Annotated in this window: 21 protein-coding genes; 7 read left to right on the forward strand and 14 right to left on the reverse strand. The window is 52.6% G+C overall.

The window, feature by feature from the left end; translation table 11 throughout:
* The 5 genes from AXE65_RS10275 to AXE65_RS10295 are packed head-to-tail and all read right to left on the reverse strand — an operon-like array spanning nt 1 to nt 2,615.
* Nucleotides 1-567, reverse strand: a complete 567-nt coding sequence (locus tag AXE65_RS10275) for a COG4648 family protein (RefSeq protein ID WP_068391815.1) — start codon at nt 565-567, stop codon at nt 1-3.
* Complete coding sequence (locus AXE65_RS10280; RefSeq protein ID WP_068391818.1) at nt 564-833, reverse strand: acyl carrier protein; 270 nt, start codon at nt 831-833, stop codon at nt 564-566. Before AXE65_RS10280 ends, AXE65_RS10275 begins: the two co-directional genes overlap by 4 nt.
* Nucleotides 834-848: 15 nt before the next feature.
* Nucleotides 849-1,106, reverse strand: coding sequence for a phosphopantetheine-binding protein (locus tag AXE65_RS10285; RefSeq protein ID WP_068391922.1), 258 nt, complete (start codon nt 1,104-1,106; stop codon nt 849-851).
* Nucleotides 1,087-1,917 carry a lysophospholipid acyltransferase family protein gene (locus tag AXE65_RS10290; RefSeq protein ID WP_068391821.1) on the reverse strand — a complete coding sequence of 277 codons (831 nt, stop codon included), beginning with the start codon at nt 1,915-1,917 and terminating at the stop codon, nt 1,087-1,089. Before AXE65_RS10290 ends, AXE65_RS10285 begins: the two co-directional genes overlap by 20 nt.
* Nucleotides 1,914-2,615 (reverse strand): beta-ketoacyl synthase chain length factor, encoded by a 702-nt coding sequence (locus AXE65_RS10295; protein WP_239685075.1) that lies wholly within the window; start codon nt 2,613-2,615, stop codon nt 1,914-1,916. The genes AXE65_RS10290 and AXE65_RS10295 overlap by 4 nt, the downstream gene beginning before the upstream one ends.
* Nucleotides 2,616-2,937: 322 nt before the next feature.
* Here AXE65_RS10295 and AXE65_RS10300 point away from each other — a divergent pair, with 322 nt between their 5' ends.
* From AXE65_RS10300 to AXE65_RS10320, 5 genes are all read left to right on the forward strand, one after another.
* Nucleotides 2,938-3,360, forward strand: a complete 423-nt coding sequence (locus AXE65_RS10300; protein ID WP_068391828.1) for an Sbal_3080 family lipoprotein — start codon at nt 2,938-2,940, stop codon at nt 3,358-3,360.
* 240 nt (nt 3,361-3,600) lie between these two features.
* Nucleotides 3,601-4,641 (forward strand): aliphatic amidase, encoded by a 1,041-nt coding sequence (locus AXE65_RS10305; RefSeq protein ID WP_068391831.1) that lies wholly within the window; start codon nt 3,601-3,603, stop codon nt 4,639-4,641.
* A 226-nt stretch (nt 4,642-4,867) separates the two neighbouring features.
* Nucleotides 4,868-5,350, forward strand: a complete 483-nt coding sequence (locus AXE65_RS10310; RefSeq protein WP_068391834.1) for an AmiS/UreI family transporter — start codon at nt 4,868-4,870, stop codon at nt 5,348-5,350.
* Nucleotides 5,350-6,192, forward strand: a complete 843-nt coding sequence (locus AXE65_RS10315; protein WP_068391837.1) for a CbbQ/NirQ/NorQ/GpvN family protein — start codon at nt 5,350-5,352, stop codon at nt 6,190-6,192. Before AXE65_RS10310 ends, AXE65_RS10315 begins: the two co-directional genes overlap by 1 nt.
* Nucleotides 6,193-6,211: 19 nt before the next feature.
* Entirely contained in the window at nt 6,212-7,948 is a 1,737-nt protein-coding gene (locus AXE65_RS10320) for a nitric oxide reductase activation protein NorD (protein ID WP_068391840.1), read from the forward strand.
* Between the two features lie 12 nt (nt 7,949-7,960).
* Here AXE65_RS10320 and AXE65_RS13890 read toward each other — a convergent pair whose 3' ends face one another.
* The 7 genes from AXE65_RS13890 to msbA form a co-directional block, all read right to left on the reverse strand.
* Nucleotides 7,961-8,125 (reverse strand): hypothetical protein, encoded by a 165-nt coding sequence (locus AXE65_RS13890; protein ID WP_160330610.1) that lies wholly within the window; start codon nt 8,123-8,125, stop codon nt 7,961-7,963.
* Between the two features lie 214 nt (nt 8,126-8,339).
* Entirely contained in the window at nt 8,340-11,372 is a 3,033-nt protein-coding gene (locus AXE65_RS10325; RefSeq protein ID WP_079214135.1) for a pilus assembly protein, read from the reverse strand.
* Nucleotides 11,373-11,441: 69 nt separating this feature from the next.
* Nucleotides 11,442-11,909: a PilX N-terminal domain-containing pilus assembly protein gene (locus AXE65_RS10330; protein WP_068391847.1), complete on the reverse strand. Its 468-nt coding sequence runs from the start codon at nt 11,907-11,909 to the stop codon at nt 11,442-11,444.
* A 250-nt stretch (nt 11,910-12,159) separates the two neighbouring features.
* Nucleotides 12,160-13,083 carry a LysR family transcriptional regulator gene (locus AXE65_RS10335; protein WP_068391850.1) on the reverse strand — a complete coding sequence of 308 codons (924 nt, stop codon included), beginning with the start codon at nt 13,081-13,083 and terminating at the stop codon, nt 12,160-12,162.
* A 77-nt stretch (nt 13,084-13,160) separates the two neighbouring features.
* On the reverse strand, nt 13,161-14,576 hold the full coding sequence (locus AXE65_RS10340) for a PIG-L deacetylase family protein (protein ID WP_068391853.1): 1,416 nt from the start codon (nt 14,574-14,576) through the stop codon (nt 13,161-13,163).
* Between the two features lie 3 nt (nt 14,577-14,579).
* Entirely contained in the window at nt 14,580-15,476 is an 897-nt protein-coding gene (locus tag AXE65_RS10345; RefSeq protein WP_068391856.1) for a GNAT family N-acetyltransferase, read from the reverse strand.
* The gene (msbA, locus tag AXE65_RS10350; RefSeq protein ID WP_068391924.1) at nt 15,470-17,278 is read right to left on the reverse strand and encodes a lipid A export permease/ATP-binding protein MsbA; all 1,809 of its coding nucleotides are present in this window, start codon (nt 17,276-17,278) and stop codon (nt 15,470-15,472) included. Before msbA ends, AXE65_RS10345 begins: the two co-directional genes overlap by 7 nt.
* A gap of 132 nt (nt 17,279-17,410) precedes the next feature.
* Here msbA and AXE65_RS10355 point away from each other — a divergent pair, with 132 nt between their 5' ends.
* The gene (locus AXE65_RS10355; RefSeq protein ID WP_239685076.1) at nt 17,411-18,088 is read left to right on the forward strand and encodes a BUD32 family EKC/KEOPS complex subunit; all 678 of its coding nucleotides are present in this window, start codon (nt 17,411-17,413) and stop codon (nt 18,086-18,088) included.
* Here the strand turns inward: AXE65_RS10355 and AXE65_RS10360 are convergent.
* Together AXE65_RS10360 and AXE65_RS10365 are read right to left on the reverse strand one after the other, a co-directional pair.
* Complete coding sequence (locus AXE65_RS10360; protein ID WP_068391859.1) at nt 18,085-19,032, reverse strand: NAD(P)-dependent oxidoreductase; 948 nt, start codon at nt 19,030-19,032, stop codon at nt 18,085-18,087. The genes AXE65_RS10355 and AXE65_RS10360 overlap by 4 nt on opposite strands.
* Entirely contained in the window at nt 19,029-20,423 is a 1,395-nt protein-coding gene (locus AXE65_RS10365) for an NAD(P)/FAD-dependent oxidoreductase (protein WP_068391862.1), read from the reverse strand. Before AXE65_RS10365 ends, AXE65_RS10360 begins: the two co-directional genes overlap by 4 nt.
* Before the next feature lie 248 nt (nt 20,424-20,671).
* On the opposite strand from AXE65_RS10365, the gene AXE65_RS10370 reads away from it, so the two are divergent.
* Nucleotides 20,672-21,694, forward strand: coding sequence for a GlxA family transcriptional regulator (locus AXE65_RS10370; protein ID WP_239685077.1), 1,023 nt, complete (start codon nt 20,672-20,674; stop codon nt 21,692-21,694).
* Nucleotide 21,695: the final 1 nt, after the last annotated feature.

The raw sequence follows: 21,695 nt of genomic DNA on the forward strand, positions 1-21,695 counted from the left end.
TTAGACCCGTTTGCCTTGGGCTGGGCGAAAACACCATTCGCCCAAGCATAAAGCGCCTATCAACAGGTAGCTGATCAGGCCGTTATATAAAGTCCAACTTTCCAGGCTGCCGAAAACAGCAAGCAGGGCGGCAATACTGCCGTTAGCCGCAAAAAACGCGCACCACAGTTTGGTCAGTTGGCGCGTATAGCGCACGCCCTCAGCAGGCAAATCGGCATGGCGCAAACGCGCCAAGCGCTCAATCACCGGCATGCCGCTGGTTAAGCTGTGCGCAAATACGCCAAGCAGCATGGCATTGACCAGCACCGGATAAGCGCGCAGTGCAAAGGTTGCATCAAAGGCAAGCGCATCCCAAATGGCCACACTCAAGCAAAAAGCCGCCATGCCAAACGGCAAGGCACGCGCCAGCAAGCCCGTTGCGGATTGATCCAGCAACGAGCGCAGCAGCCATAACAGGGCAAGCGGCAATAGCAGCCAAGCCACAGCAACTTTGCCCAGACTGAAATACACCACAAACGGGTAAGCCAATCCCGCAAGCCAGAGCAATCCGCCCAAGGCGCGTTTCATGCCGCTTGACTACTCGCTTGGCTACTTTGCTTGTGCAGCAGCGCTTTGACGACGTCTTCTACCGTGCGCACGTTGCGAAAGTCTTCGGCTTCGAGCTTGTAGCCGGTTTTACGGCGGACGTGGTCAATCAGGTCGATGGCATCGATGCTGTCAATTTCCAAATCCTCATACAAATTGGCTTTGGCCTGGATGCGCGAAGGTTCCAGTTCAAACAGCTCCACCAACGCATCACGCAGTGTGCTGAAAATCTCATCGTGGCTGTGCATTGCAGAGGGTTCCCGTTAATTTTGTTGGCTGCGCACAAAAGCGGCCAGATTGGCGATATTGGCAAAATGCTCACGCATATTATGGGTTTGTGGGTCGATGGTGATTTGATAGCGCTTTTGCAGCGCCAGCCCAAGCTCTAACGCATCGACCGAATCCAGCCCCAGCCCGTCGCCAAACAGTCCCGCTTGATTATCAATATCGGCGGGGGTCATATCTTCAAGACCCAACGCGTCAATCAATAGGGTTTTTAGTTCATCTTCCAGCGTCATTATTGGTCTCCAGATAAGGGCAGTACAGCGCATCGACGAAGCTGGCTTCAAGATGTGCATTCAGTTTGCGGCTCGCTATCGGCAAGGGATGTTTTTGCCGCCAGTCGTCCAAGGTAATCGTTTGCAGAGCAGTCAACCGATAGTGCATGCGGCGCGGCGGCACGCTATACCAAGGCTCGCCCTTGGCAAGACTGCGCGGCTGCATATGGATAAGCACCGGGGTAATGCACTGCGCCCCGCGCAGCGCAATGGCGCAAGCGCCGCGGTGAAAACACGGATTAGTATCTTTTGGCGTGCGCGTGCCTTCCGGAAAGACAATCAGAGTTTGCCCCTGGCGCAGCACGGCGGCGGCTTTTTCCAACATATCGGCGCTTTCATCGTTGGTGATATAGCCGCAGGCAGCAATCGGCCCGCGCGTAAAGATATTTTGCGAAAGTCCATGCCGAACGATGCAATTGGCATCCTTGACATAGCCAATCAGCAGTACCACATCCAGCAAGGACGGGTGGTTGGCGATAATCATCTGCCCGTGCTTGCCCAGCTGCTGCGCACCCTGAAAATCCAGGGTCAATACGCCGGTTTTGCGCATAAAGAGGATAAACAGCCTGAAACTGTGATGCACCGTCAAACGGGCGCGGCGCTGGCGGGTTTGTGCATCGCCGCCTAATAGCCGTTGCAGTGGAAAAACCAGCGCCCAAAGCAATAAACCACCCAAACCAAACAAAGCAAAAGACATCGCTGTCGCCAGCAGTCGCCATAGCCAAAAATCTTGTCTAGGCGCGTTATTCTCGCGGCGAATGGCAGTTTCATTCATAGCGTACGTGCCCACTGCCAGCACCTGGCACCATTTGCGCCGCTCTGTTGCCAGCTTGGCGTACCTAGCAGAAAGTGGCGCAAGAAACTAAGTGGATTAGGCCATTGCTGCGGCGCCATATGGTTACTATGGTCACTGCGCTCTTGTAGCGATAAACGCAGATCCGAGCCGGTTTTCAGCAAAAACACCGCCACATAGGCAAACGGCACGTCGTCTATCCAAGGCTGATAAGCGAGTGGCGGGGCTTCTTCCGCCACCACCAGCAACACCTGCGAATGCCCGCTTGCAAGCAGCAGCGCCGCTTCCATAAAGCCCTGTTCAAGACCGTCATCTTCCGCTGCCAGCGCCACGGCTTCGGCCTTTTCGCCACAGAGCATCGACCACTGCCCGGCAATGGCGTTATGCACCGACAGACAAAAAGCGGTGGGCGATAACGGCTCGTTCGCCGCCAAGGTACCCAGCAACTCAAAACTGCGCGAGGTCTCCCCATGCCGCGAGACAAAAACCAGCGGCAGCGGGCGGTGGTTATCGCTCTTTTCCATTAACGGCCAAACGCAATCCAGCACTGCACGCGCCAAATCACTCAAACGACGGCGCTGCATGGCGGGCAAAAAATCCGCACAACCTGCAAAAGGCTTATCCCCTGCCGGGCAAAATGGCTGCCTGGCCCAATCTTGCCAACTGGACGCAGATTGCATACTCGCGGCTCTGGCTTGCCAGTGCGTAATGGAAAAATCCAGCAAAATAATCGCGTTCTATCGGCTAATCGGGCGCGCATTCTAACAACAGAAAGCAACAGATTTACAGTCTATCTATTCCATTTATACCTATTGCGCCGATACGCTTTACCCTGTTAGCGACTTGCTCTAATTTCCAGCCCATTTGCAAAACACGACTATTGATAAAAAATGATAAAATCAGCACCGCCTCGGACAGGCGACTGCAACATGACCCATACCATCCAATCCAAATAAGGAAACATTATGACGGCTTACGGCTTACGGCTTACGGCTTACGGCAATGATTGCCGGTTTTTTTGCACTAAGCGGCTGTGTTTCACAAACCATTGACCCGGTAAAAATAAACCCAACATCGCCTCCAGAAATTTGCATGATTGAAAATGCAACGAAGAAGGTCAGGCAAGGATTTACCGATACTTATCGTGCAGCTCTACAAGAAAAAGGATTTACCGTAAAACAACTCCCTCCCGCCAGCAATCCTTCGGATTGTCATTTATCGACTCAATACATTGCCCAGTGGAAATGGAATTTAACCATTTATATGTCTTATGTCGAAATCAAGGTATATGAGGATGGCCGCATGATAGGAAAAGCACTGTACGATGCCCGCATAGCGGGGTTGGATAAGTATATTAATGCCGAAGATAAAATCCGCGAGATGGTCAACGAGCTTTTTCCACAAACCCCAAAAACAACTCAATAGGCTTTTAATATTCCTTAATAAGGGCGGCTTATCAATACCGCCCTTTACCTTAATAACCCTCATTAAATCCATTGATTCAAGGCCGTTGCTTTATAACTCAAGCAAAACAAAACAACCATTATATAGAAATTTTTAAAATTATCGTATTTATAAATTACGTCTATCGTTGCGAAAGGCTGGATTTTAATCATATAGAACTTCTGGTCATTAAAATCACAAACACAATAGAGGATTAACCCAATGAGACACGGTGATATTTCCAGCAGTGATGATTGCGTCGGTGTAGCAGTAGTCAATTATAAAATGCCACGCCTGCATACAAGAGCTGAAGTTATTGAAAACACACGTAAGATTGCCGACATGATGGTGGGTATGAAGCGCGGCTTGCCGGGTATGGATTTGTGTATTTTCCCGGAGTATTCCACCCACGGCATCATGTATGACTCCAAGGAAATGTACGACACCGCATCGGCCATTCCGGGTGAGGAGACTGACATTTTTGCAGCCGCCTGCAGTAAAGCCAATGTCTGGGGCGTGTTTTCCTTAACCGGCGAACGCCATGAAGAGCACCCCAACAAAGCGCCTTACAACACCTTGATTTTAATGAACAATCATGGCGATATTGTGCAGAAGTACCGCAAAATCATGCCTTGGGTACCCATTGAAGGCTGGTATCCAGGCGACTGCACCTACGTCAGCGAAGGCCCTAAGGGCTTAAAAATCAGCCTGATTATCTGTGATGACGGCAACTACCCGGAAATCTGGCGCGACTGCGCCATGCGCGGAGCAGAACTGATTATCCGCTGCCAAGGCTACATGTATCCGGCGAAAGACCAGCAAGTATTGGTCGCCAAAGCGATGGCCTTTATGAACAACTGCTACGTCGCCGTCGCCAATGCTTCCGGTTTTGACGGCGTGTATTCCTACTTCGGCCATTCGGCCATTATTGGCTTTGACGGGCGTACTTTGGGTGAAACCGGTGAGGAAGAAAACAGCTACCAATACGGAGAGCTATCCAAGCATCTGATACGCGATGCCAGGCGTAATGGGCAGTCGCAAAATCATCTGTTCAAACTGGTGCACCGCGGCTATACCGGCCTGATCAACTCGGGCGAAGCCGAACAACGCGGATTAGCGGCCTGCCCCTACAGCTTCTACAGCCAATGGGTGCAAGACCCGGAAGGAGCGCGGGAAATGGTGGAATCCTTTACCCGAACCACGGTGGGCGCACCCGAATGCCCGATGGAAGGATTGCCGAACGAAGCGCCCACACACCGCTAGGCCAGTCAAGCACATCAACTTTAACCTGAACCCCGCAAAGCCTTGTCTTTGCGGGCAGGAGTAGTTGCATGGCGTCAACGCAAGCGCGGTTGATGATGTGTTGTCATTCATCGGGCAGATAGCTGTACCTAAGCCAATGCCAAAGCCAAAGCCGCGCAGATGACGAGCGCACAGAGTCTCTCGCAAAAAAGGTTCTTTGCGCCGCTTTTTTGCTTGGAGGTTTACCATGTTGGGTCTTGCGTTATTTTTTATTGGCGCAGTTCTGATAGTCAATGGTGTCGGTCTAACCGGTCGAATTGATGCCAAAGACTCTGCGCCGTTTAACTTGCTGGTCGGGCTGCTCTCCCTTGCCATCAACCTGCTGGGTTTGTATCGCGCCAGTGGTGCAATGGACTACTTTGCCGTAGGCGGCGGGCTTTTGTTTGCCTTTACCTACCTTTACCTCGCCGCCGTGCAATGGTGCGGCCTTAAAGGTGTAGGGCTTGGCTGGTACTGCCTGTTTGTCGCCATCAGTGCGCTGGCTTTTGCCGCGTCTTCTGCAGATATTCGGGTTATCGGCATGTGGCTACTCTGGGCGAGCCTGTGGTTTTTCTTTTATCTCGCGCTGGGACTGGGCAAAAAACTGCCGTTTTTGGGCATCTATACGGCAGTCATCGGCATTGTGACTTGCTGGCTGCCGGGTTTACTCATGATGATGGGGAGATGGTAATGGATGGAGCAACAGCTTTCACTGAACAAACCGCAAAGACGGATTTTCTGGCCGCTTATCGCATTCACGAAAAACCTTTTTACCAACCAAGCGGTAACGAAATTGAGCTATACCACAAGGCTTACCAGCACCGTATGCCATTGATTCTTAAAGGCCCTACCGGCTGCGGCAAGACACGTTTTGTCGAATACATGGCGTGGAATCTCAAGCGACCGCTGGTAACACTAGCCTGCAATGAGGACATGACCGCTTCAGACTTGGTTGGGCGTTACTTGCTGGATGTAGACGGCACCGCTTGGCACGACGGCCCGTTGACACTCGCCGTACGCTACGGCGGCATCTGCTATCTGGATGAGGTGGTCGAAACGCGCCAAGACACCACGGTCGTCATCCACCCATTGACCGATGCTCGCCGCGTATTGCCGCTGGACAAAAAAGGCGAACAGGTACAGGCGCATCCGGACTTTCAACTGGTCGTCTCCTATAACCCCGGCTATCAGAGCAGCGCCAAGGATATGAAGCCCTCCACGCGCCAGCGCTTCGGCGCGTTGGAGTTTGACTTTCCGAACGCCGAAATCGAAGCCGCCATTGTGGTGCATGAATCCGGCGTAACCGATGAACTCGCGCGGCGCTTGGTCAGTCTGGCGCACGGCACACGGGCGTTGAAGAATCGTGGTCTTGACGAAGGCGCTTCCACACGCATGCTGATTTATGCCGGTTTATTGATGCGCGAAGGCGTATCGCCTTTGGACAGTTGCGAGATGTGCATCACCCGTGCGCTGACGGACGACCCGGACACAGCCGAAGCGCTACACCAACTGGTGCAAGCACAATTTACCTAAAAACCGCAGAGGACTCATCATGAAACAGCAGGTCATACCACTGCTGGATGAAGACAGCCGTCATTGGCAGCGTCTTTCTCTGCTCGCTACCGCGCTGGCACGTCGAACACTGGAAATGCTGCCACTGCAACGGGCAACCAGTACGGCTTCACCGCTCATCGCACGAGCACCGGCTACCCGCGCCGTGCTGGCAGCCTTGCCCAATCCATCAAAACACAACGCCCTGCCCGCCCGCCGTCTGCTACTGCCCGCAACAACCAGTGATACGCAGTCATTCGCGCTGCAACGCGCCATGCTGGTGCACGCAGCGGCGCATCTGCGCCATTCGCCCGCCGCACAGGACAGCACGCGACTAAAACCAATGGGGCTTGCCATCGTTTCAGCCATTGAAGATGCCCGGGTAGACCTCCTGATTTGCCGCGACCATCCCGGAGTGCAGCCTTGGCTGCACTCCGCCTTAGCCGCCAGGCCGGATGATTTGGATTTAACCTTCAGTGCATTTATGGCACGTCTTGACCGCATTCTGCTGCTGCCAAACAGCCAGGACGGCAACCACTGGGTCAATAAAGCCCGCGAACTGTTTGAGCATGCCGCACAAGAACACGGCTTGGAGGACTACGACGCATTCCGTGCGCTCGCCTCCTTACTCGCTAATGACTTGGGACAAATGCGCGTGCGTATGGATCCGCAGCATTACGCCGTACCCAGCCCGTACCGCGACGATAACAGTTATCTCTGGCAGCACCCCGAGTCGGAAACAACAGAAGAATCCTTGGTACTGCCAGAAAACAGCACCGCCCCACCGCCGCCCGCCAGCGAAAAGCAGCCCAATATCGAACCGCAGCCGGATATGGAACTCGCCCGCTATCACTATCCCGAGTGGGATCGCCATTCGCAGCGCCTCAAAGCCGACTGGTGCACCTTGATTGACCGCCTGCCTGCCTGGCAGGGCGTGATGACCGAAGCACCTGCCAACAAACCGTCGCCTCGCCAGCGCTTGACCTTGCTGCGCCTGCCGCAGGTACGCCAGCTCGACCGTCGCAACCGCCTGCGCCGTCAATGGGAAGGCGACGATCTGGATTTAAACGCCGCCGTCGAAGTACTGGTTGACCGCAGGCTTGGTTTGCGCCCCGACCCACGCCTGTTTATGCGCCCGGGTAAGGGACCAAAGCCCGCCAGCCTGTTGATTTTGCTGGATGTTTCCGAATCGGTGAACGACCCTGCTGCTGATGGCAGCCGCCTGCTGGACATGGAAAAACAGGCCGCCCTGCTGCTCGTCGAATCGCGTGTACAGGGCGTAGACCGGCTCGCCATCCATGCGTTCTCATCCAATACCCGTGCCGAGGTTAACTATTACCGCCTGCTGGATTTCGGCCAGCGCTGGAACCCCGTCGCCGCCGCCATGCTGCACGCCCTGCCCGGCCGCTACTCAACGCGCATGGGAGCCGCCTTGCGCCATGCCAGCCGCCTACTGCAAAGCGAACCCGAAGGCCAGCGCACCTTGCTGCTGATTACCGATGGTGCGCCGTCGGACATTGACGTACACGACAGTCGCTACTTGATTGAAGATGCCCGCCAAGCCGTACAACAGGCGAGGTTAATGGATGTGCGCTTGACTTGCCTTGCGGTGGATGGCAAGGCGGATGCTTGGGTACAGCATATTTTCGGCTGGCGTAACTTCAGTATTGCCGAACAATCAGGTCAACTGCCGCAGCGTCTAACGCAAATGAGTGCGCGTCTTGCCTCTGGGCGCTGATGGCAGTAAGGCTTATGAATTATTCCAACCCCGCGCGTTTTTATCGCAGCGTGCAATGCCTTTTTGGGCGCGCCTAATATCGGCGGCCTCAAAATCCGGCAAATGGCGCAAAGCGCGGCGGTAAAGGTCTCTGGCGAGGGCGGTACCGGCGTTATTTTCGCTGGGTAATACCCCCATTCTTACTGAGCCGCAAGCCGGTGCTTTCTCTGGCTAAGTTTATTAATGCCGAAGATAAAATCCGCGAGCTGGTTAACGAGCTTTTTCCACAAGGCTCAAGATAAACGGTTAATCCCTGTATGATTATTAAAATATTGATTTGTTCTGATTGTTAAAAAAAAGGACTTGCTGGATGGCTTTTAGTCCACCCGGCAAGTCCTTGGATCACATCACACTATTCGTCTTGCAAATCAATCCAGTAGGTTTTTTTGCCCTGTTCATCGAAAGAGCCTTTAATCTCAATAAATCCATCCAGGCCCGGTTTTACTTTCACGTAGTATTTGCCTCCCAACGCAACGAAATAAGGCGCACCCGGAAGCCCCGTTAAGCCCGTCATTGCCATTTTTCTTTCGGTAAAACCTATCTCCTCCACGGCTCGACCACTGAGCAGATTAGCCACGTAAAGATAATTAGTACCGCTAGCAGGCTGGCAGGGATTGCTTTTAACGCCCGGCACATAAGTATTAAAAAACACTGAGCCCAATTGCGTGGTAGCGCTGGACATAACTTTTTCGCCGTTACCGGTCAATTTAATATACCAGCCGGCTGCCTGATTATTGCTTATCGCTTGTGCAGTCTGTTCACCCTCAGCTTTTGTCAACTTGTTGGTAACATCAAGAAGTATATTATCGTCATCCAGGTTCGTCGTGGAAAACGGAGAGATGGGTACCCTGATGGAGTAAAAACGATCCTCTACGTTCGTATTCAGCGGGCGAGCGTGATAACCGCTGCCGATATTGATGGCTAACTTAGGTTGAGATCCTCGCAGCACAACCACACTCGGGGTATGGTAAAAACGTCGTCCATTGCTGGTCTCGGCAATCACGCCCTCTTTACCGGGACCGCCATCGTCAGCAGAGACTAAAAAATCCGAAGCCAGATTACCCACTTCGCCATTCTTTAAAAACAGTCGCCAGATCTGTCCGCCGGTATCGGCAAATATCAAGCTTTGAGCGTATTCTTTTTTCTCAATAGTCGCCATGTTGCTCATGGAGCTGTGCAGCACGTAGACCTTACCCGGGATACTGTGCTTCATCTTGGACAAAGACAGATCATTTTGGGCGGACCAAATTAACTGACCGGTTTTGGCATTGATAATATAAATATCGTTACCATAAGGCACGGTGTTCCTATAATTGCTCGGTATATCATCATTAGTATGGTAGCCACCTGCAAAAATCAGTACGTCTATCTCTTGTCCTTTATCTACAATCTTGCTTTTTTGCGGTTGCGACCAAGTGTAGCCCAGCTTTTCAAAACCCGTTGTTTCTCCGCCCATAATTTTCCACAGCAGTTTGGGCTGTTTGGGTCGGGTAATATCCAGCGCATACAGGCCGCGTCCACCACGGCGCATGGTCGCGTAAGCATACACATGCTCGCCTTGGCTCGCGTCAATATTGCCATTGCCATTAATATCATTCGCCCAAACAGTGACGGTATTGTCCATACCATAGGGATGTTCGTTGCTTGCGGTAATATTTGCATTCTCTTTGAGCGTTTTAATATTTCCCAATAGCTCGCCTGGCATAAAGGCAAATTGTTCTTCACCGTTATGGGTATCAAATAGATGTACAAAGCCTTCATTGGTACCGATAAGCGCCATTTGTCTGTCGGTGCCATTACATTGACCGCCCGTTATCGAACCATTGCAACCATAGCTAAATAAGGTCGGCGAGGAATGCAGCGGGTCGCCCATTTTTTTACTGCGTATCCAGTCAAATAATGCTTTGCGTTCGGCTGAATCGTTTACACCAATACCAATATCTTTATTGGTGATATAGTGATTACCCAACCTTAAATCATAGTGTCCTGTGTCTAAAGCAACCCCATTAGGCGAACTAGAGGGCGGCAAAGCGCCTTTATGCACAAATAACCTGCGCGCGTTGGCATTGTCGGGCAATATCGATACCGCACCGCCTTTGTCAACCTCGCCGCCGTCGTCAGCGATGCTCCAGAAACTGCGCGCATCGCTTTTAAATGCACCGCTGGCATCATGGGCGGGATTACCCTTTGCATCGATAGTCACGGGCGGGATGCTGTTATCCAATCCGTACTTTTTAAAATTCCCTTCCCAGTAGGCGGAACCTGCGGGTTTAAATAGCGGGTAGTATTCTTCCGGCTTATGCTCGCGCCTTGAACTGGCGCTATAGATATTTTGCGGCACGCTACTATTGACCATGGTGGCATTTTGCGCTTGCAGCGTGCTGCTGATAATTTCTTGAAAGGCGCTTAGCAAGTCATTGGCTTGATCCGCGGTGCGGTGCAAGCCCCCGCCAGCGGTAGCAATATCTTGCAGGTACTTCCTAACCTGTTGACCTGCCGCACCGCCCAATGCATTTAAAGCAAAACCAATAGTATGGGTTGTAATAAATTGGTTGCCCGGTAGTGGCGACTGGTCGGTGGTTTTCATCCAACGGGCAATATCTGGCGCACAACGTTCGCTAGCATTGGTACGATCATCACAGCTTTTGCCAATCAAGTTCTCTATGGCAGAAACATCCACCTTCATATTGGCTTGGCCGTCGGTCAACATCACCAGATGAGTGGGCTGGCATTCCTGTGTAATAGGGCTTGGGCTACTGTTGGGCTTAATGGCCCATGCATCGTGTTTGTTTGGCGCATTGGTTAAATAACGCGCCGCATCGTAAAGGCTCATGGTGGCCGGAGTGTTGTTGCTAGGTGTTAATTGATTGACTCTCATTTTTGCAACGTTGCGAACACTAGGGCTCATTGCTTGAACTGGCATGGATACTCTTGGAGGAGCATTATTCCAAGTAGGATGAGCATATGTACCTGGCGGACAAAGACGGCCATAAGCATAATTCCTAACATCACGCCCATATATAGAATACTCATTTGTACACTCCCACCCTATATGCTGAGTATTATTGCGCAAAGACATTAGACCGATATTAACGCTGTTATTTTCAAAACTATCCAGCAATGTATTCATGGTGGCTTTCAGCACCTGGATACGCTGTCTTCTATCCGTCCCTGGACACCTATAATCAGCCGGACGTTGATCGTTTAGCATACAACCATCCATCGACCCCGAATCATCCAGCACAAAAAAGATATTGGGCTTTACATCACTGGCTGGAGCGCCAAAGAAAATATCCGTATCGTCCGCATAACTTAAACTGCCTTGCAGCAATAACCCTGCCCCGAGCAGAGCCTTTATTGTGCGCGGTAATGTTTTATTCAGCATAACTTCTTCCCTTTAAAGCGAATGTAAACACCCTTTATTACTCGCAAGAACACGAGAGAACTTGCAACGCTAGCAATCTCGCTCTTCTGTCAAGACGCATTGCACCGACAAAAGATAACCCTGTTGATGGGTAGCAACATGGTTTAAATGAATACCCTTACTGGTAATAGCGAAACAAATATCCGATCGCTCATTACCGCACTGCACCCGCTCAACGGTCACTTCATAACCATACTCATCGGTTAATGTGCAAGTATTGCTCCAAGCGGCAAAGCTGCCCGCTCGTGCACAGAGCTGCTTTTTATCACCAACTTTTAAAGGGCCGTCCCCCGCATTTTTGTTTAAGCGCAAAACGGCGGCGGTAATGCCGTTTTCAGCCGCTTGAAAGGCTTGGTTTTGTTGTTGCAGATTACTGCTCATGCGTTGTTGTAGGGTTGCCGTGCGCGCAGAGGTAAGCGCAAGTACCGTGAGCAGCAGTAATAGAACCAACGCAACCAACAAGGTTGCACCACGTTGCTTTTTTTGAGGACTTTTCATGTGAGACCCAATTTCCGTAAACAGCATGGAAAACAACTGGGTTAAATGAGGCGGGGCTATAGAGGTGCTGAGCTTCCTTCTCATCTAACACTTACTACCTCTAGCGCTAGCGCTAGCGCTAGGCGCGCTAGAAAGTGCTAGGGAACAAAAACTACATCTTTGTTCTGTAAAAGCAAGCCAAATACCCCGAAGCTGTTTAATTATCCGACAAGCGGCAGAGGCTCCAATTTATCGGGCGCTTGCAGGATTTTTACCCGCCCTCACCATGTTCGCGGGCAAGGTGCGCTTTGCAGTATTCGACAAACAAGCGCACCGGCTTGCTCGGTGGATTGCTTTTAAGCCAGGCGGCGACAAGGCCTGAGCCTTCGACCGGTTCGGCAAGTGGCAGACAAGCCAAGGTTTTACCGTCGTAAGTGATATTGGATTTGGGATGTGTGACCAACAGGGAAAAACCAAAACCTTGGCCGACCATGCCGCGCACCATTTCAATCGAAGGCGAAGCAAAGACGATATTGGGCGTAAGTCCTGCCTGTTCAAACAGACTGACAAAGTAGCGGCTGGAAGGCGGCACATCGAGCAAAATCATCGGCTGCTTGGCAAGCTCGTGCAGCGAAACCCGCTGCTGCATGGCGAACGGATGTTCCATCGGCAGCAGCACATAGGGTTGCTGCGGCGGCATCAAGGGTTCGCATTCAATACTGTTATCGAGTTCGTGGGCGTAGAAAATCACCAAATCAAAGCGCCCGTTGGCAAGGCCGTGCAACAGTTCCTGCTGCTCGCCGTCGCGTAGATGAACTTGCAACTGCGGATGCTGCTGGCGGAAAGCGGCCAGCAACGGTGGCAAATACAAAGGTGCGACGGTTTCAAAGCAGCCGATATCAATCTGCCCTCTGATGCTGTCGTTATCGGCCAATACCTCCTGTTCAAAACCACGCGCATAGCGCAGCAGGTCACAGGCGCGTTGATAAAAACGCTGCCCGGCCGGGGTCAATGAGATTCCTTGGGCGTGATGACGGATAAGCAGTTGCAATTCAAAATGCTCTTCGAGCGCCTTGATCGCACTGGAAATCGACGGCTGTGCGATATACAGCTTACGCGAAGCCTCGGCCACGCTGCCGGATTCCACCGTGGTGACAAAGTATTTAAGTTGGCGCAAGGTGTAGGAAACGGCCATTTTTTATATCCATTTCATCTTATTGGCTGCGTACCTTAGCATTTTTATCTCTCCCGTAAACGGGAGGGGAAGCCCGTCTATTCCCCCTCGCTCATTGATGGGAAAGAGTCTTCCATAAAAAACAGCTCATGCCGACGCACGGCTTTGCGAAAGAACTCGTCCTCGCCGCTATTCGGCCAGCGTCTTGCGGCCAGTAGCGATTGAATGCGGCGGCGCAGGCGTTTTTTCATCGGCAGCGGGGTTTGCAAGTCGTGTTGCATGGCGAGCGACTGGGCTTTATCGAGCTGCTGCGCGGCATTGAGCGAAAGGCTCCACGGGCGTAGCGGCTCGCCTTGGTCGTCAAAGTGCGGCGGCAGTGCTACGCCGTCGCTTGCGCGGCCCATTGGCCAGCGGTCGTTGTCGTGCAGATGGTTGGCGTAGAGCAGCAGGCTGTGTGGCTGCCACTGGCTTTGTCTAAGCGCCTGTTTTAAGGCCGCGGTGGTGGCGATATGGTCGGCGTGCGCGTCGATCTGTGGATGCGGCGTGACCACGACTTCGGGACGGAAGTGTTCGAGCAGCGCCGCCAGGTCGGCCAGCAGGTTGTGTCCCGTGGGCAGACCGTCATGATCGGCGGGCAAGCGCAAGGGGTTGTGCGCCCGCGCCGCACGAATATCCGTCTCAAGGCTTTCGCGCGAGGCAAAGCGCTGTTCGGGTGCGGCCAACATGGCGGGCAGTTGCATACAAAAGTAGCCCAGTTGCACGCAGCGGCTTTGTGGCACACCGCCCCACAGCGGTATCGCCAGACTGTCCCAAGTGCGCAGCCTGCCTTTAAGCTGCGCCGCGCAGGCTTTGTCCAGATTAAAGCGACGGTAGTGCGACGCCTCGATTTCGCCTTGGGTCAGGGTGACGATGGCAACCTCTTGGGCGCGGCTGTACAGGCCAAAGGCGGCAAGCTCGGCATCATCGGCGTGAGGAGCCAAGATCAGCAGACGTTTTTGCGTGTAGTCGGGATGGTTGAATGCGTACAGGCGCGGCTCGCCGATAATCCGGCAAAATCGGGCATTGAGCGGTAAACCTGCGCCCATCAGCGCCTGCTCCTGCCCGCTTAGATTGAAGTAGCGAATGCCGCACGCGCCGCGCTCAAAATCCTGGCGGTTGTCCCCAGCGATAAGACCGGGGTCAAATAATCGACCCAATAAACTGGCTTTTAGCTTGACCTGCACTATCAGCGTGTCACTGCCGTGCAAATCCGCCTCTGGCAGATGCAGGCGGCTGCCTTTAAGTGGTAGCGGCAGACAGCGTGCGTCTTCGGGGAAACGGTAGCGGTAATCGACTTTGGCCGAATAAAACTGATGGTCAGAAAACCACGCCTCTTGCGCGAGCCATATCATCAGCGCCAGGGGAAAAAACCAACGCCAGTCCAAAAGGCTGGCGACCAATAGCACCAACAACAGCACCAGCAATTTGTATCGATTGCGTTTGCGATGGCGTTTTAGCAGTGCTTGTTTATCCACGGGCTAACTCCGATAGACCGTGTGGCGCTCGCACCAACGGTTTTTGTAGTCTTTATCCGCGCGACCAAAGGAATAGCGCAGCGGCTTGTTTAGCTTGCGTGCTTCCTCCCAAGCTTTTTGCGTATTAACAAAACAGAGCACGCTGCCCGGGCTTAGCGCCTGCTGCGCAGGATCCACGCCGCCGTTGATATATTCCAGGCTAATCCAGTTCGGCGCTTCTACGCGGTACAAAATCTGTATGGCGATCGGCTTTTCATGCAAATAAAGCACTTCCCCGACCATAAATTCGTGAAGCATCCCAAAGACTTGCGGCAAATGCGCGGCACCTTTGGGCGCAAAGCCAAAGCGGCGGAAAAATAAATCGGCATAAATGGCGGCAAGTGCTTGCGCACTGTGCGCCTTAACAGGGCGCAGCGTGCCGCCTGCTTCTTCAAACAGACGCAGTTCACGGCGCTGGTTGTAGCGAAATTTTTTGCTGTATTGCTCGGGTTCGCGCGCCAGCATCAGGCCGTCTTTTTGCACTTTCAATCCGTTAAGTCCCGATTGATTAAGCTCAGAAATAAAATCGAGCTTATGTCGCATCGGCACAGCAGCATCAGGTGCCAGCGGCACAATCACTTCCGCATTGCCAAGATCGAATAAATCGCGCTTGCCCGCCCGCTTAAGTGGCGCCTTGGAGAGCGCCAAATGCCGCCCCCAAGTCGGTAGAGCGCAAACCCACTCGCCCTGTTGCGCAAAGCCCAGATAACGCACCGGCATTTGCGCAAGCTCGCTCAGCCTTGCCACCACATCGGGATGGGTGATCACACTGCCGCCGAACGCATGCCAGAGCTTGGCGTAATCGTAGGCCGTCATCGGCTGCCAGCCGCGCTCCCTAAAACGGCGGAAAAAATTCAGCATGCGGCGGGTTCATCATCGGCAAACTGCCGTGCGTGCAGGCTGGCGTACAGGCCGCCTTGTGCCAACAGCTCGGCATGCCTGCCCTGCTCGACGATGCGGCCTTGCTCCATCACCAAAATCAAATCGGCTTTTTCGATGGTGGATAAGCGGTGCGCAATCACCAAGGTGGTGCGCCCGTGCATCAGCCGTTCCAGCGCGGCCTGGATATGGCGTTCGGATTCGGTATCGAGTGCGGAAGTGGCTTCATCCAAAATGAGTAGCGGCGCGTTTTTTAGCAAGGCGCGGGCAATGGCTAGACGCTGGCGCTGCCCGCCGGACAGCAGCACGCCGTTTTCACCGACCATCGTTTGATAGCCCTGTGGCAATCGCTCGATAAATTCCGCGGCATAAGCGGCGTCAGCTGCGCTTTTTACCTCATCCAGTGAAGCATCGGCCAAATCCCCGTAGGCGATATTGCGCAGCACGCTGTCGTTAAACAGCGTGACCTGTTGTGTCACCAGCGCGATATGGCGGCGTAGATTGACCAGCTTAAAATCTTCGATTTCCACGCCATCGAGCAGAATTTGCCCCTGTTCATGATGGTAAAAGCGCGGTATCAGGCTGGCGAGCGTGGACTTGCCGCTGCCCGAGCGCCCGACCAGCGCGACCACTTGCCCGGGCTGTGCGCTAAAGGAGACATCCTGCAAAACCGGCTGCGCCGCGCCCGGGTAAGTAAAGGAAAGTCCTTTCACCTGCAAAGCGCCGCTCACCGCCTCGCGCTCGACCGTGCCGCGGTCGCGCTCCGCCGGCGTATCGAGCTGCTCAAAGATACTTTGGGCGCCCGCCACGCCTTTTTGAATGGTCGAGCTGACCTCAGAAAGCTGGCGAATGGGCTTGGGTAAAAGTCCGGCGGCCGTGATATAGGCGACCAAATCGCCCGCGCTGGCATCACCGCGCAAATACAGCACCAAAAACATCAGCACCGCCATAGCGCTGTAAATCACCAATTGCAACAGCGGCGTGTAAATCGCCGTGGTACGAATCATGCGCAGTTGTTTATGGGTGTTATCGACACTCGCGTCGATAAAACGCGCCGCTTCGTAAGCCTCACCGCCAAAACTGCGCACCACGCGAAAGCCTTGGATGGTCTCTGAGGCGACATGGGTCACATCGCCCATCGCCACCTGAATTTTTTTGCTCTGTTTGCGAAACTTTTTGCTCGCGCGGCTGACCATCAACGCAATCAGCGGCAAGATGGCGAGCATCACCAAGGTCAACTTCCAGTTCATCCACAAGAGGTAGGCGAACAGAAAAACCACCGTTAAACCTTCGCGGATAACCACTTTCACCGCATCGGTCGCCGCCCCCGTGACCATCGTCACATTAAAGGTAATGCGCGAAATCAAATGCCCTGAATTGTGCACATCGAAATAACCATTGGGCAGACGCAGCAGGCTTTGCAGCAGCGCAACGCGCAAATCATGTACCAGCCCGAGCGAGACTTTGGCGAGAAAATAATTGCCCAGAAACGACCCCAAGCCCTGCCAAGCGGCAATCAACACAATCAGCGCAGGAACAGCCTGCAATATCGGCCAATCGGCGAGCAGCGGCCAATTGGGAAACAGCGCAGCCTCCGGATGAGTCAGCCCATCGACAAAATATTTAAGCATCCCGGCCAGCATCGGCTGCGTCGAGGCAAAAATCACATAGCCCAGCAAGCTCAGTAAAAACAGCAAGATATACGGACGAATCCAGCTAAGCAGGCGAAAATAAATGGCAAGGCTGGAAGGCTCAGGCCGCTTGGAATTAGCGTCGGATGACATGGGGAGCAATACAAATTTAAAGGCGCAAAAGTCTAGCACAGGCTATTATCGCGCCCCCTACTTTCCCTCCCCTCTCCCGTCTGCGGAGAGGGTAAAAAACTAAAGCACGATGGCCTGACCCAATCTTCTTAAATGATTATCAAATCCCTAAACAATCAAGAACTTGCCACCCTGTTGCAAGGCGCAAAAACCATTGAGGCCGATGGCAGCGGGCTTAAAGTCGCACAGCTTGAGGGCGGGGACTTTCTCAAGCTGTTTCGCCGCAGGCGCTGGCTTTCCACCGCGCTCTGGGCACCGCCTGCAAGGCGCTTTGCAGACAACGCGCGAAACCTGCTCGCCCTTGGCATTGGCGCCCCAAAGGTCACCGAACTGTTGCAGCTCCCGCAAAGGCAAAGCGCAGTGCGCTACCAACCTCTACCCGGACAAACCCTGCGGGCGCACTGGGCGGCACTTAACGCCATACAACGCGCCGAACAAGTCGAGCAATTCGGCGCTTTTTTAGGACTTTTACACGAAAAAGGCCTGTACTTTCGCTCGCTGCATCTGGGCAATGTATTGCGTCTGCCCGATGATGGCTTTGGCCTGATTGATTTATCCGATATGTTTATCAGCGCTCGCGCCCTGACGGACGGCAAACGCCAGCGCAACCTAAAACATATGCTGCGTTACGCGGATGATGCGAACTGGCTACTGCAACAACACCAAGCCGATTGGCTTAACGGCTATGCGCAAACTGCAAGCAAGCAGGCGGCAGACAAACTGGCGCGGGCATTGCATAAAATGCAAGCAGTCCATAGTGGTGATAATTAACCGCTACTTTCAATAAAACGCGCGATATTATCCACCGCACTGTCCATTAGTCCTTGCATGGCATCTTCACTGCTCCAGGCGACATGCGGGGTAAGAATAAAATCATCATGGTCAATCAATTTAAATAGCGGGTTATCGGCCTGTACCGGTTCATCCACCAACACATCAATGGCCGCGCCGCCGATTTGATTATTGCTAAGCGCGTTAATTAAAGCCTGTTCATCGACAATGCCACCACGGGCGGTATTGATAATCACAGCATCGGTTTTCATTTGCGCAAGTTCCGCAGCGCCAATCATGCCACGCGTTTGTTCGGTTAATGGTACATGGATGGATAACACATCGGCTTCTGTCAATAACTGCGGCATCGGGATAAAATCCTCGCCCGTATAACGTCCTTGCCGATTATAAAAAACCACGCGCATCCCTAAGGCACGCGCGCGCTGTGCCAAATACTGAGCGATAACCCCGTAGCCGATAATTCCCAATGTTTTAGCGGCCACATCGCGCACCGGGTAATCCAGCCAAATACCTTTAGGTGCAATTTCGCCGCGATGCAGTTTTTGCATCAAGCGATGATAAGCCATCGGTTTGCGCAGCAGTTCAAACATCACCGCAAGCACATGTTCAGTAACGGTATTGGCCGCATAACCAGGCACATTGGTCACAATAATGCCGTGCTCGCGGCAATAGTCTAAATCCACAATATCGGTGCCGGTTAGCGCCAGTGAAATCAGTTTAAGTTTCGGCAATTGCTCAAGATGCTCAGCACGCAATGCCACGCTGCATGACATCACCGCATGAGCCTGTTGCAACCGCTCGACTAATTGATGCGGCTCAGTAAAGGAATAACTTTGCCAAGTATGCGCAAAGGGCAGTTTTTTGAGTTTAACCGAAGGCGCAATACCTTCAGCATCCAATAAAACAATATGCGGCGTGCTCATTTAACCACCTTTTTCGGTACATATCCGGCGGGCGCCAATGACGCTAAAAAATTAGTCAATACACCGGCATTTTTATTGTCATCTTCCAGCGATTCTTTGCGCAGCAAAGCATTACGCACCATGCGTGCGCCGATAAATCTAAAGGGTTCTGGCGGCAGTAATTTCATTTTCTGATTAACCAGGCCGCAACGACTCCACTCATCGTTACTTTGCATGACTAGGGACTTAATAATGCGACTGGCAAATACCGTAGTGGCTACGCCATTACCGGAAAAGCCAATGCCATAAACAATATTCTGATGCCCACCCAAGTAGCCAAAATTGGGCAGGCCTTTCATCGCGCGGTCGAGCGGACCGGTCCAACTGCTGATAATGGGCACATCGGCAAGTTGTGGGTAAAAGCCGCGCATTTCTTTTGTTACAGCAGCAGCGGCCGGGCAGGGTTTTTCATATAAATTGCCGATTTTTGAGGCAAAGGCAAATTGCCCCAAAGGTTTACCAAATACAATCCGCCCATCCGGAGTATTGCGCCAATAATTAAGTACCGTGCGTGAGTCGGTCACACAAACGCCGTCTTTAAATCCGCACTCATCAAGGCGTTGTTTGGCTGGAGCGGTGGCCACCATATCACTGGACATCACCACAATCATGCGCTTAAGTTCAGCAAACTGCGCTCCCCAAGCATTCATCGCAATAACCACTTTTTTCGCTTTAATTTGCCCATTTGGCGTATGTACAACGGGTTCGGCGCTGCGCTGCAAATGGGTTAATGGCGTTTTCTCATAAATAGTAATACCCAACTCTAAAGCCACACGGCGCAAACCTCGCGCTAATAAAGCCGGTTGTATCGTGGCCGCGTTGGCATCAAATATGCCGGATAATGCGCGCTTGCTGCCGGATTTTTCGCGCACCCATTCAGGTGATACCGGCTTAAAGGGATTGGCATTTAATTGATCAAGCTGTTCGGTTAATACCTGCCAGGATTTATCTTGCTTGGCATTGCTCGCCATCCATAACCAGCCGTCTTTGCGATATTCGGCATCAATATTATATCTGCGGCAAAAATCGCCGATTTCATCAACCGCCGATTCAGCCGCCAGACAAATACGCCGCGCTTCATCCGCACCGCATAAACTCATTAAGGATAGATATTTTGCCCACCAGTTATTCGCAAGTCCCCCATTACGCCCGCTGGCACCGCTGCCGCAGCGGTCTTTTTCTATCAGCGCAATATTAAGCGAGCTATCGGCTTGTTTTAGCCGAATGGCCGACCATAAGCCTAAATAGCCACCACCGATAATGCAGATGTCCGCCTGGGTATGGCCCTGCAACGGCGCTGCCAATGCGCCGTCGCGTTCCAGCGCCTGCGCATACCAGAAACCACGGTACATAGTTGCCTCCTTGGATTTTCATCTTTTAATTTTTACGGTCTTTTTACAGTCTTTATTGTCTGTAGAGCCCGATTAAGCAGACTATAAGACGCAGGACGTTTTATGGAAGGCCGCTTTAAAAGCAGCCCAGTCGCTAGCATGGATTTTTGTCATTTTTATACCATTATTTGACCTTGGCTTTATGCTGCACATAACAGCCATGCTTTAGCATCCTTAAATTGACTGATTTTTCAGGCAGATTGAAAACAGTGAACAACAACGATGGCACCCCCGATAAGGCTACGGCAGCAGGCAAGCCGGATTTGCGGGTTGGCTTTATTTTACTTAACCAATTTACCCTGATTCCGGTTTCTGGCTTGGTGGAGTCGCTGCGTTTTGCCGCCGATATATCGTTTCGCAGCCAGCAAATTTACTGCCAGTGGGATTTTATGACCTGGGATAATCTGCCGGTTGCGGCCAGTTGCGGCCTGCCGGTCTCGCCGACCTGTGCACTGAATAATCTGCTTTCTTACGATTACATTGCACTGGCCGGCGGTATGTTGGAAGAAACGCGCCATCCGCCGGATGCCTTATTACAACTATTACAAGAGTTACGCGGACAAAACAGGCCGATCATCAGTCTGTGTTCAGCTTCTTTTGTATTGGCGAAAGCCGGTTTATTGGATGGACGCAAAGCCGCCATTCATTTCACCATCCGTGATGAGTTTATGCAGCGTTTTCCAAAGGTAACGGCGATTGCCGAAGACAGCTTTGTGGATGATGACGGGATTATTACTTGTCCGGGTGGGCTTGCCATTGATTTGGCAACCCATATTATCCGCAAACACTGCGGGGAAATTCGCGCACAAAAAGCACTTAAATACCTGCTCGAAGGCGCTGTATTGGAAAAACCACCCTTGCATGCGCCACAAACGCCGCCGCATGTTTATCAAAATCAAATCGTCAGTAAAGCCATTGCCTTTATGCGCGACAACTTAAGCGCAGCCACTTCTTTAACCGCCGTTGCCGAGTATGCAGGCACCAGCACACGCCAATTGCACCGTGCTTTTTTAAGCAATACCCATCTGCCACCTGCGCATTATTGGCGCAAATTACGGCTGGAACAGGCACGCAAAAAACTGGCCGACAGTAGCGCCCATGTCACCAGCATTGCACTGGAATGCGGCTTTGCCGATGCCTCGCACTTTATTGCCTGGTTTCGCAAACAATACGGTGAAACGCCCGCCGCCTACCGCAAACGCCGTCATGCGGTAGAGCGACTTAATGGCTGAT

It is taken from the genome of Ventosimonas gracilis, assembly GCF_001580025.1.
Lineage (GTDB): Bacteria > Pseudomonadota > Gammaproteobacteria > Pseudomonadales > Pseudomonadaceae > Ventosimonas > Ventosimonas gracilis.

Bases quoted from the DNA above. Each gene is read 5' to 3' on its own strand.
- AXE65_RS10275 (WP_068391815.1), bottom strand. From the start codon at position 567: ATGAAACGCGCCTTGGGCGGATTGCTCTGGCTTGCGGGATTGGCTTAC.
- AXE65_RS10280 (WP_068391818.1), bottom strand. From the start codon at position 833: ATGCACAGCCACGATGAGATTTTCAGCACACTGCGTGATGCGTTGGTG.
- AXE65_RS10290 (WP_068391821.1), bottom strand. From the start codon at position 1,917: ATGAATGAAACTGCCATTCGCCGCGAGAATAACGCGCCTAGACAAGAT.
- AXE65_RS10295 (WP_239685075.1), bottom strand. From the start codon at position 2,615: ATGCAATCTGCGTCCAGTTGGCAAGATTGGGCCAGGCAGCCATTTTGC.
- AXE65_RS10300 (WP_068391828.1), top strand. From the start codon at position 2,938: ATGATTGCCGGTTTTTTTGCACTAAGCGGCTGTGTTTCACAAACCATT.
- AXE65_RS10305 (WP_068391831.1), top strand. From the start codon at position 3,601: ATGAGACACGGTGATATTTCCAGCAGTGATGATTGCGTCGGTGTAGCA.
- AXE65_RS10310 (WP_068391834.1), top strand. From the start codon at position 4,868: ATGTTGGGTCTTGCGTTATTTTTTATTGGCGCAGTTCTGATAGTCAAT.
- AXE65_RS10315 (WP_068391837.1), top strand. From the start codon at position 5,350: ATGGATGGAGCAACAGCTTTCACTGAACAAACCGCAAAGACGGATTTT.
- AXE65_RS10320 (WP_068391840.1), top strand. From the start codon at position 6,212: ATGAAACAGCAGGTCATACCACTGCTGGATGAAGACAGCCGTCATTGG.
- AXE65_RS13890 (WP_160330610.1), bottom strand. From the start codon at position 8,125: ATGGGGGTATTACCCAGCGAAAATAACGCCGGTACCGCCCTCGCCAGA.
- AXE65_RS10325 (WP_079214135.1), bottom strand. From the start codon at position 11,372: ATGCTGAATAAAACATTACCGCGCACAATAAAGGCTCTGCTCGGGGCA.
- AXE65_RS10330 (WP_068391847.1), bottom strand. From the start codon at position 11,909: ATGAAAAGTCCTCAAAAAAAGCAACGTGGTGCAACCTTGTTGGTTGCG.
- AXE65_RS10335 (WP_068391850.1), bottom strand. From the start codon at position 13,083: ATGGCCGTTTCCTACACCTTGCGCCAACTTAAATACTTTGTCACCACG.
- AXE65_RS10345 (WP_068391856.1), bottom strand. From the start codon at position 15,476: ATGCTGAATTTTTTCCGCCGTTTTAGGGAGCGCGGCTGGCAGCCGATG.
- msbA (WP_068391924.1), bottom strand. From the start codon at position 17,278: ATGTCATCCGACGCTAATTCCAAGCGGCCTGAGCCTTCCAGCCTTGCC.
- AXE65_RS10355 (WP_239685076.1), top strand. From the start codon at position 17,411: ATGATTATCAAATCCCTAAACAATCAAGAACTTGCCACCCTGTTGCAA.
- AXE65_RS10360 (WP_068391859.1), bottom strand. From the start codon at position 19,032: ATGAGCACGCCGCATATTGTTTTATTGGATGCTGAAGGTATTGCGCCT.
- AXE65_RS10365 (WP_068391862.1), bottom strand. From the start codon at position 20,423: ATGTACCGTGGTTTCTGGTATGCGCAGGCGCTGGAACGCGACGGCGCA.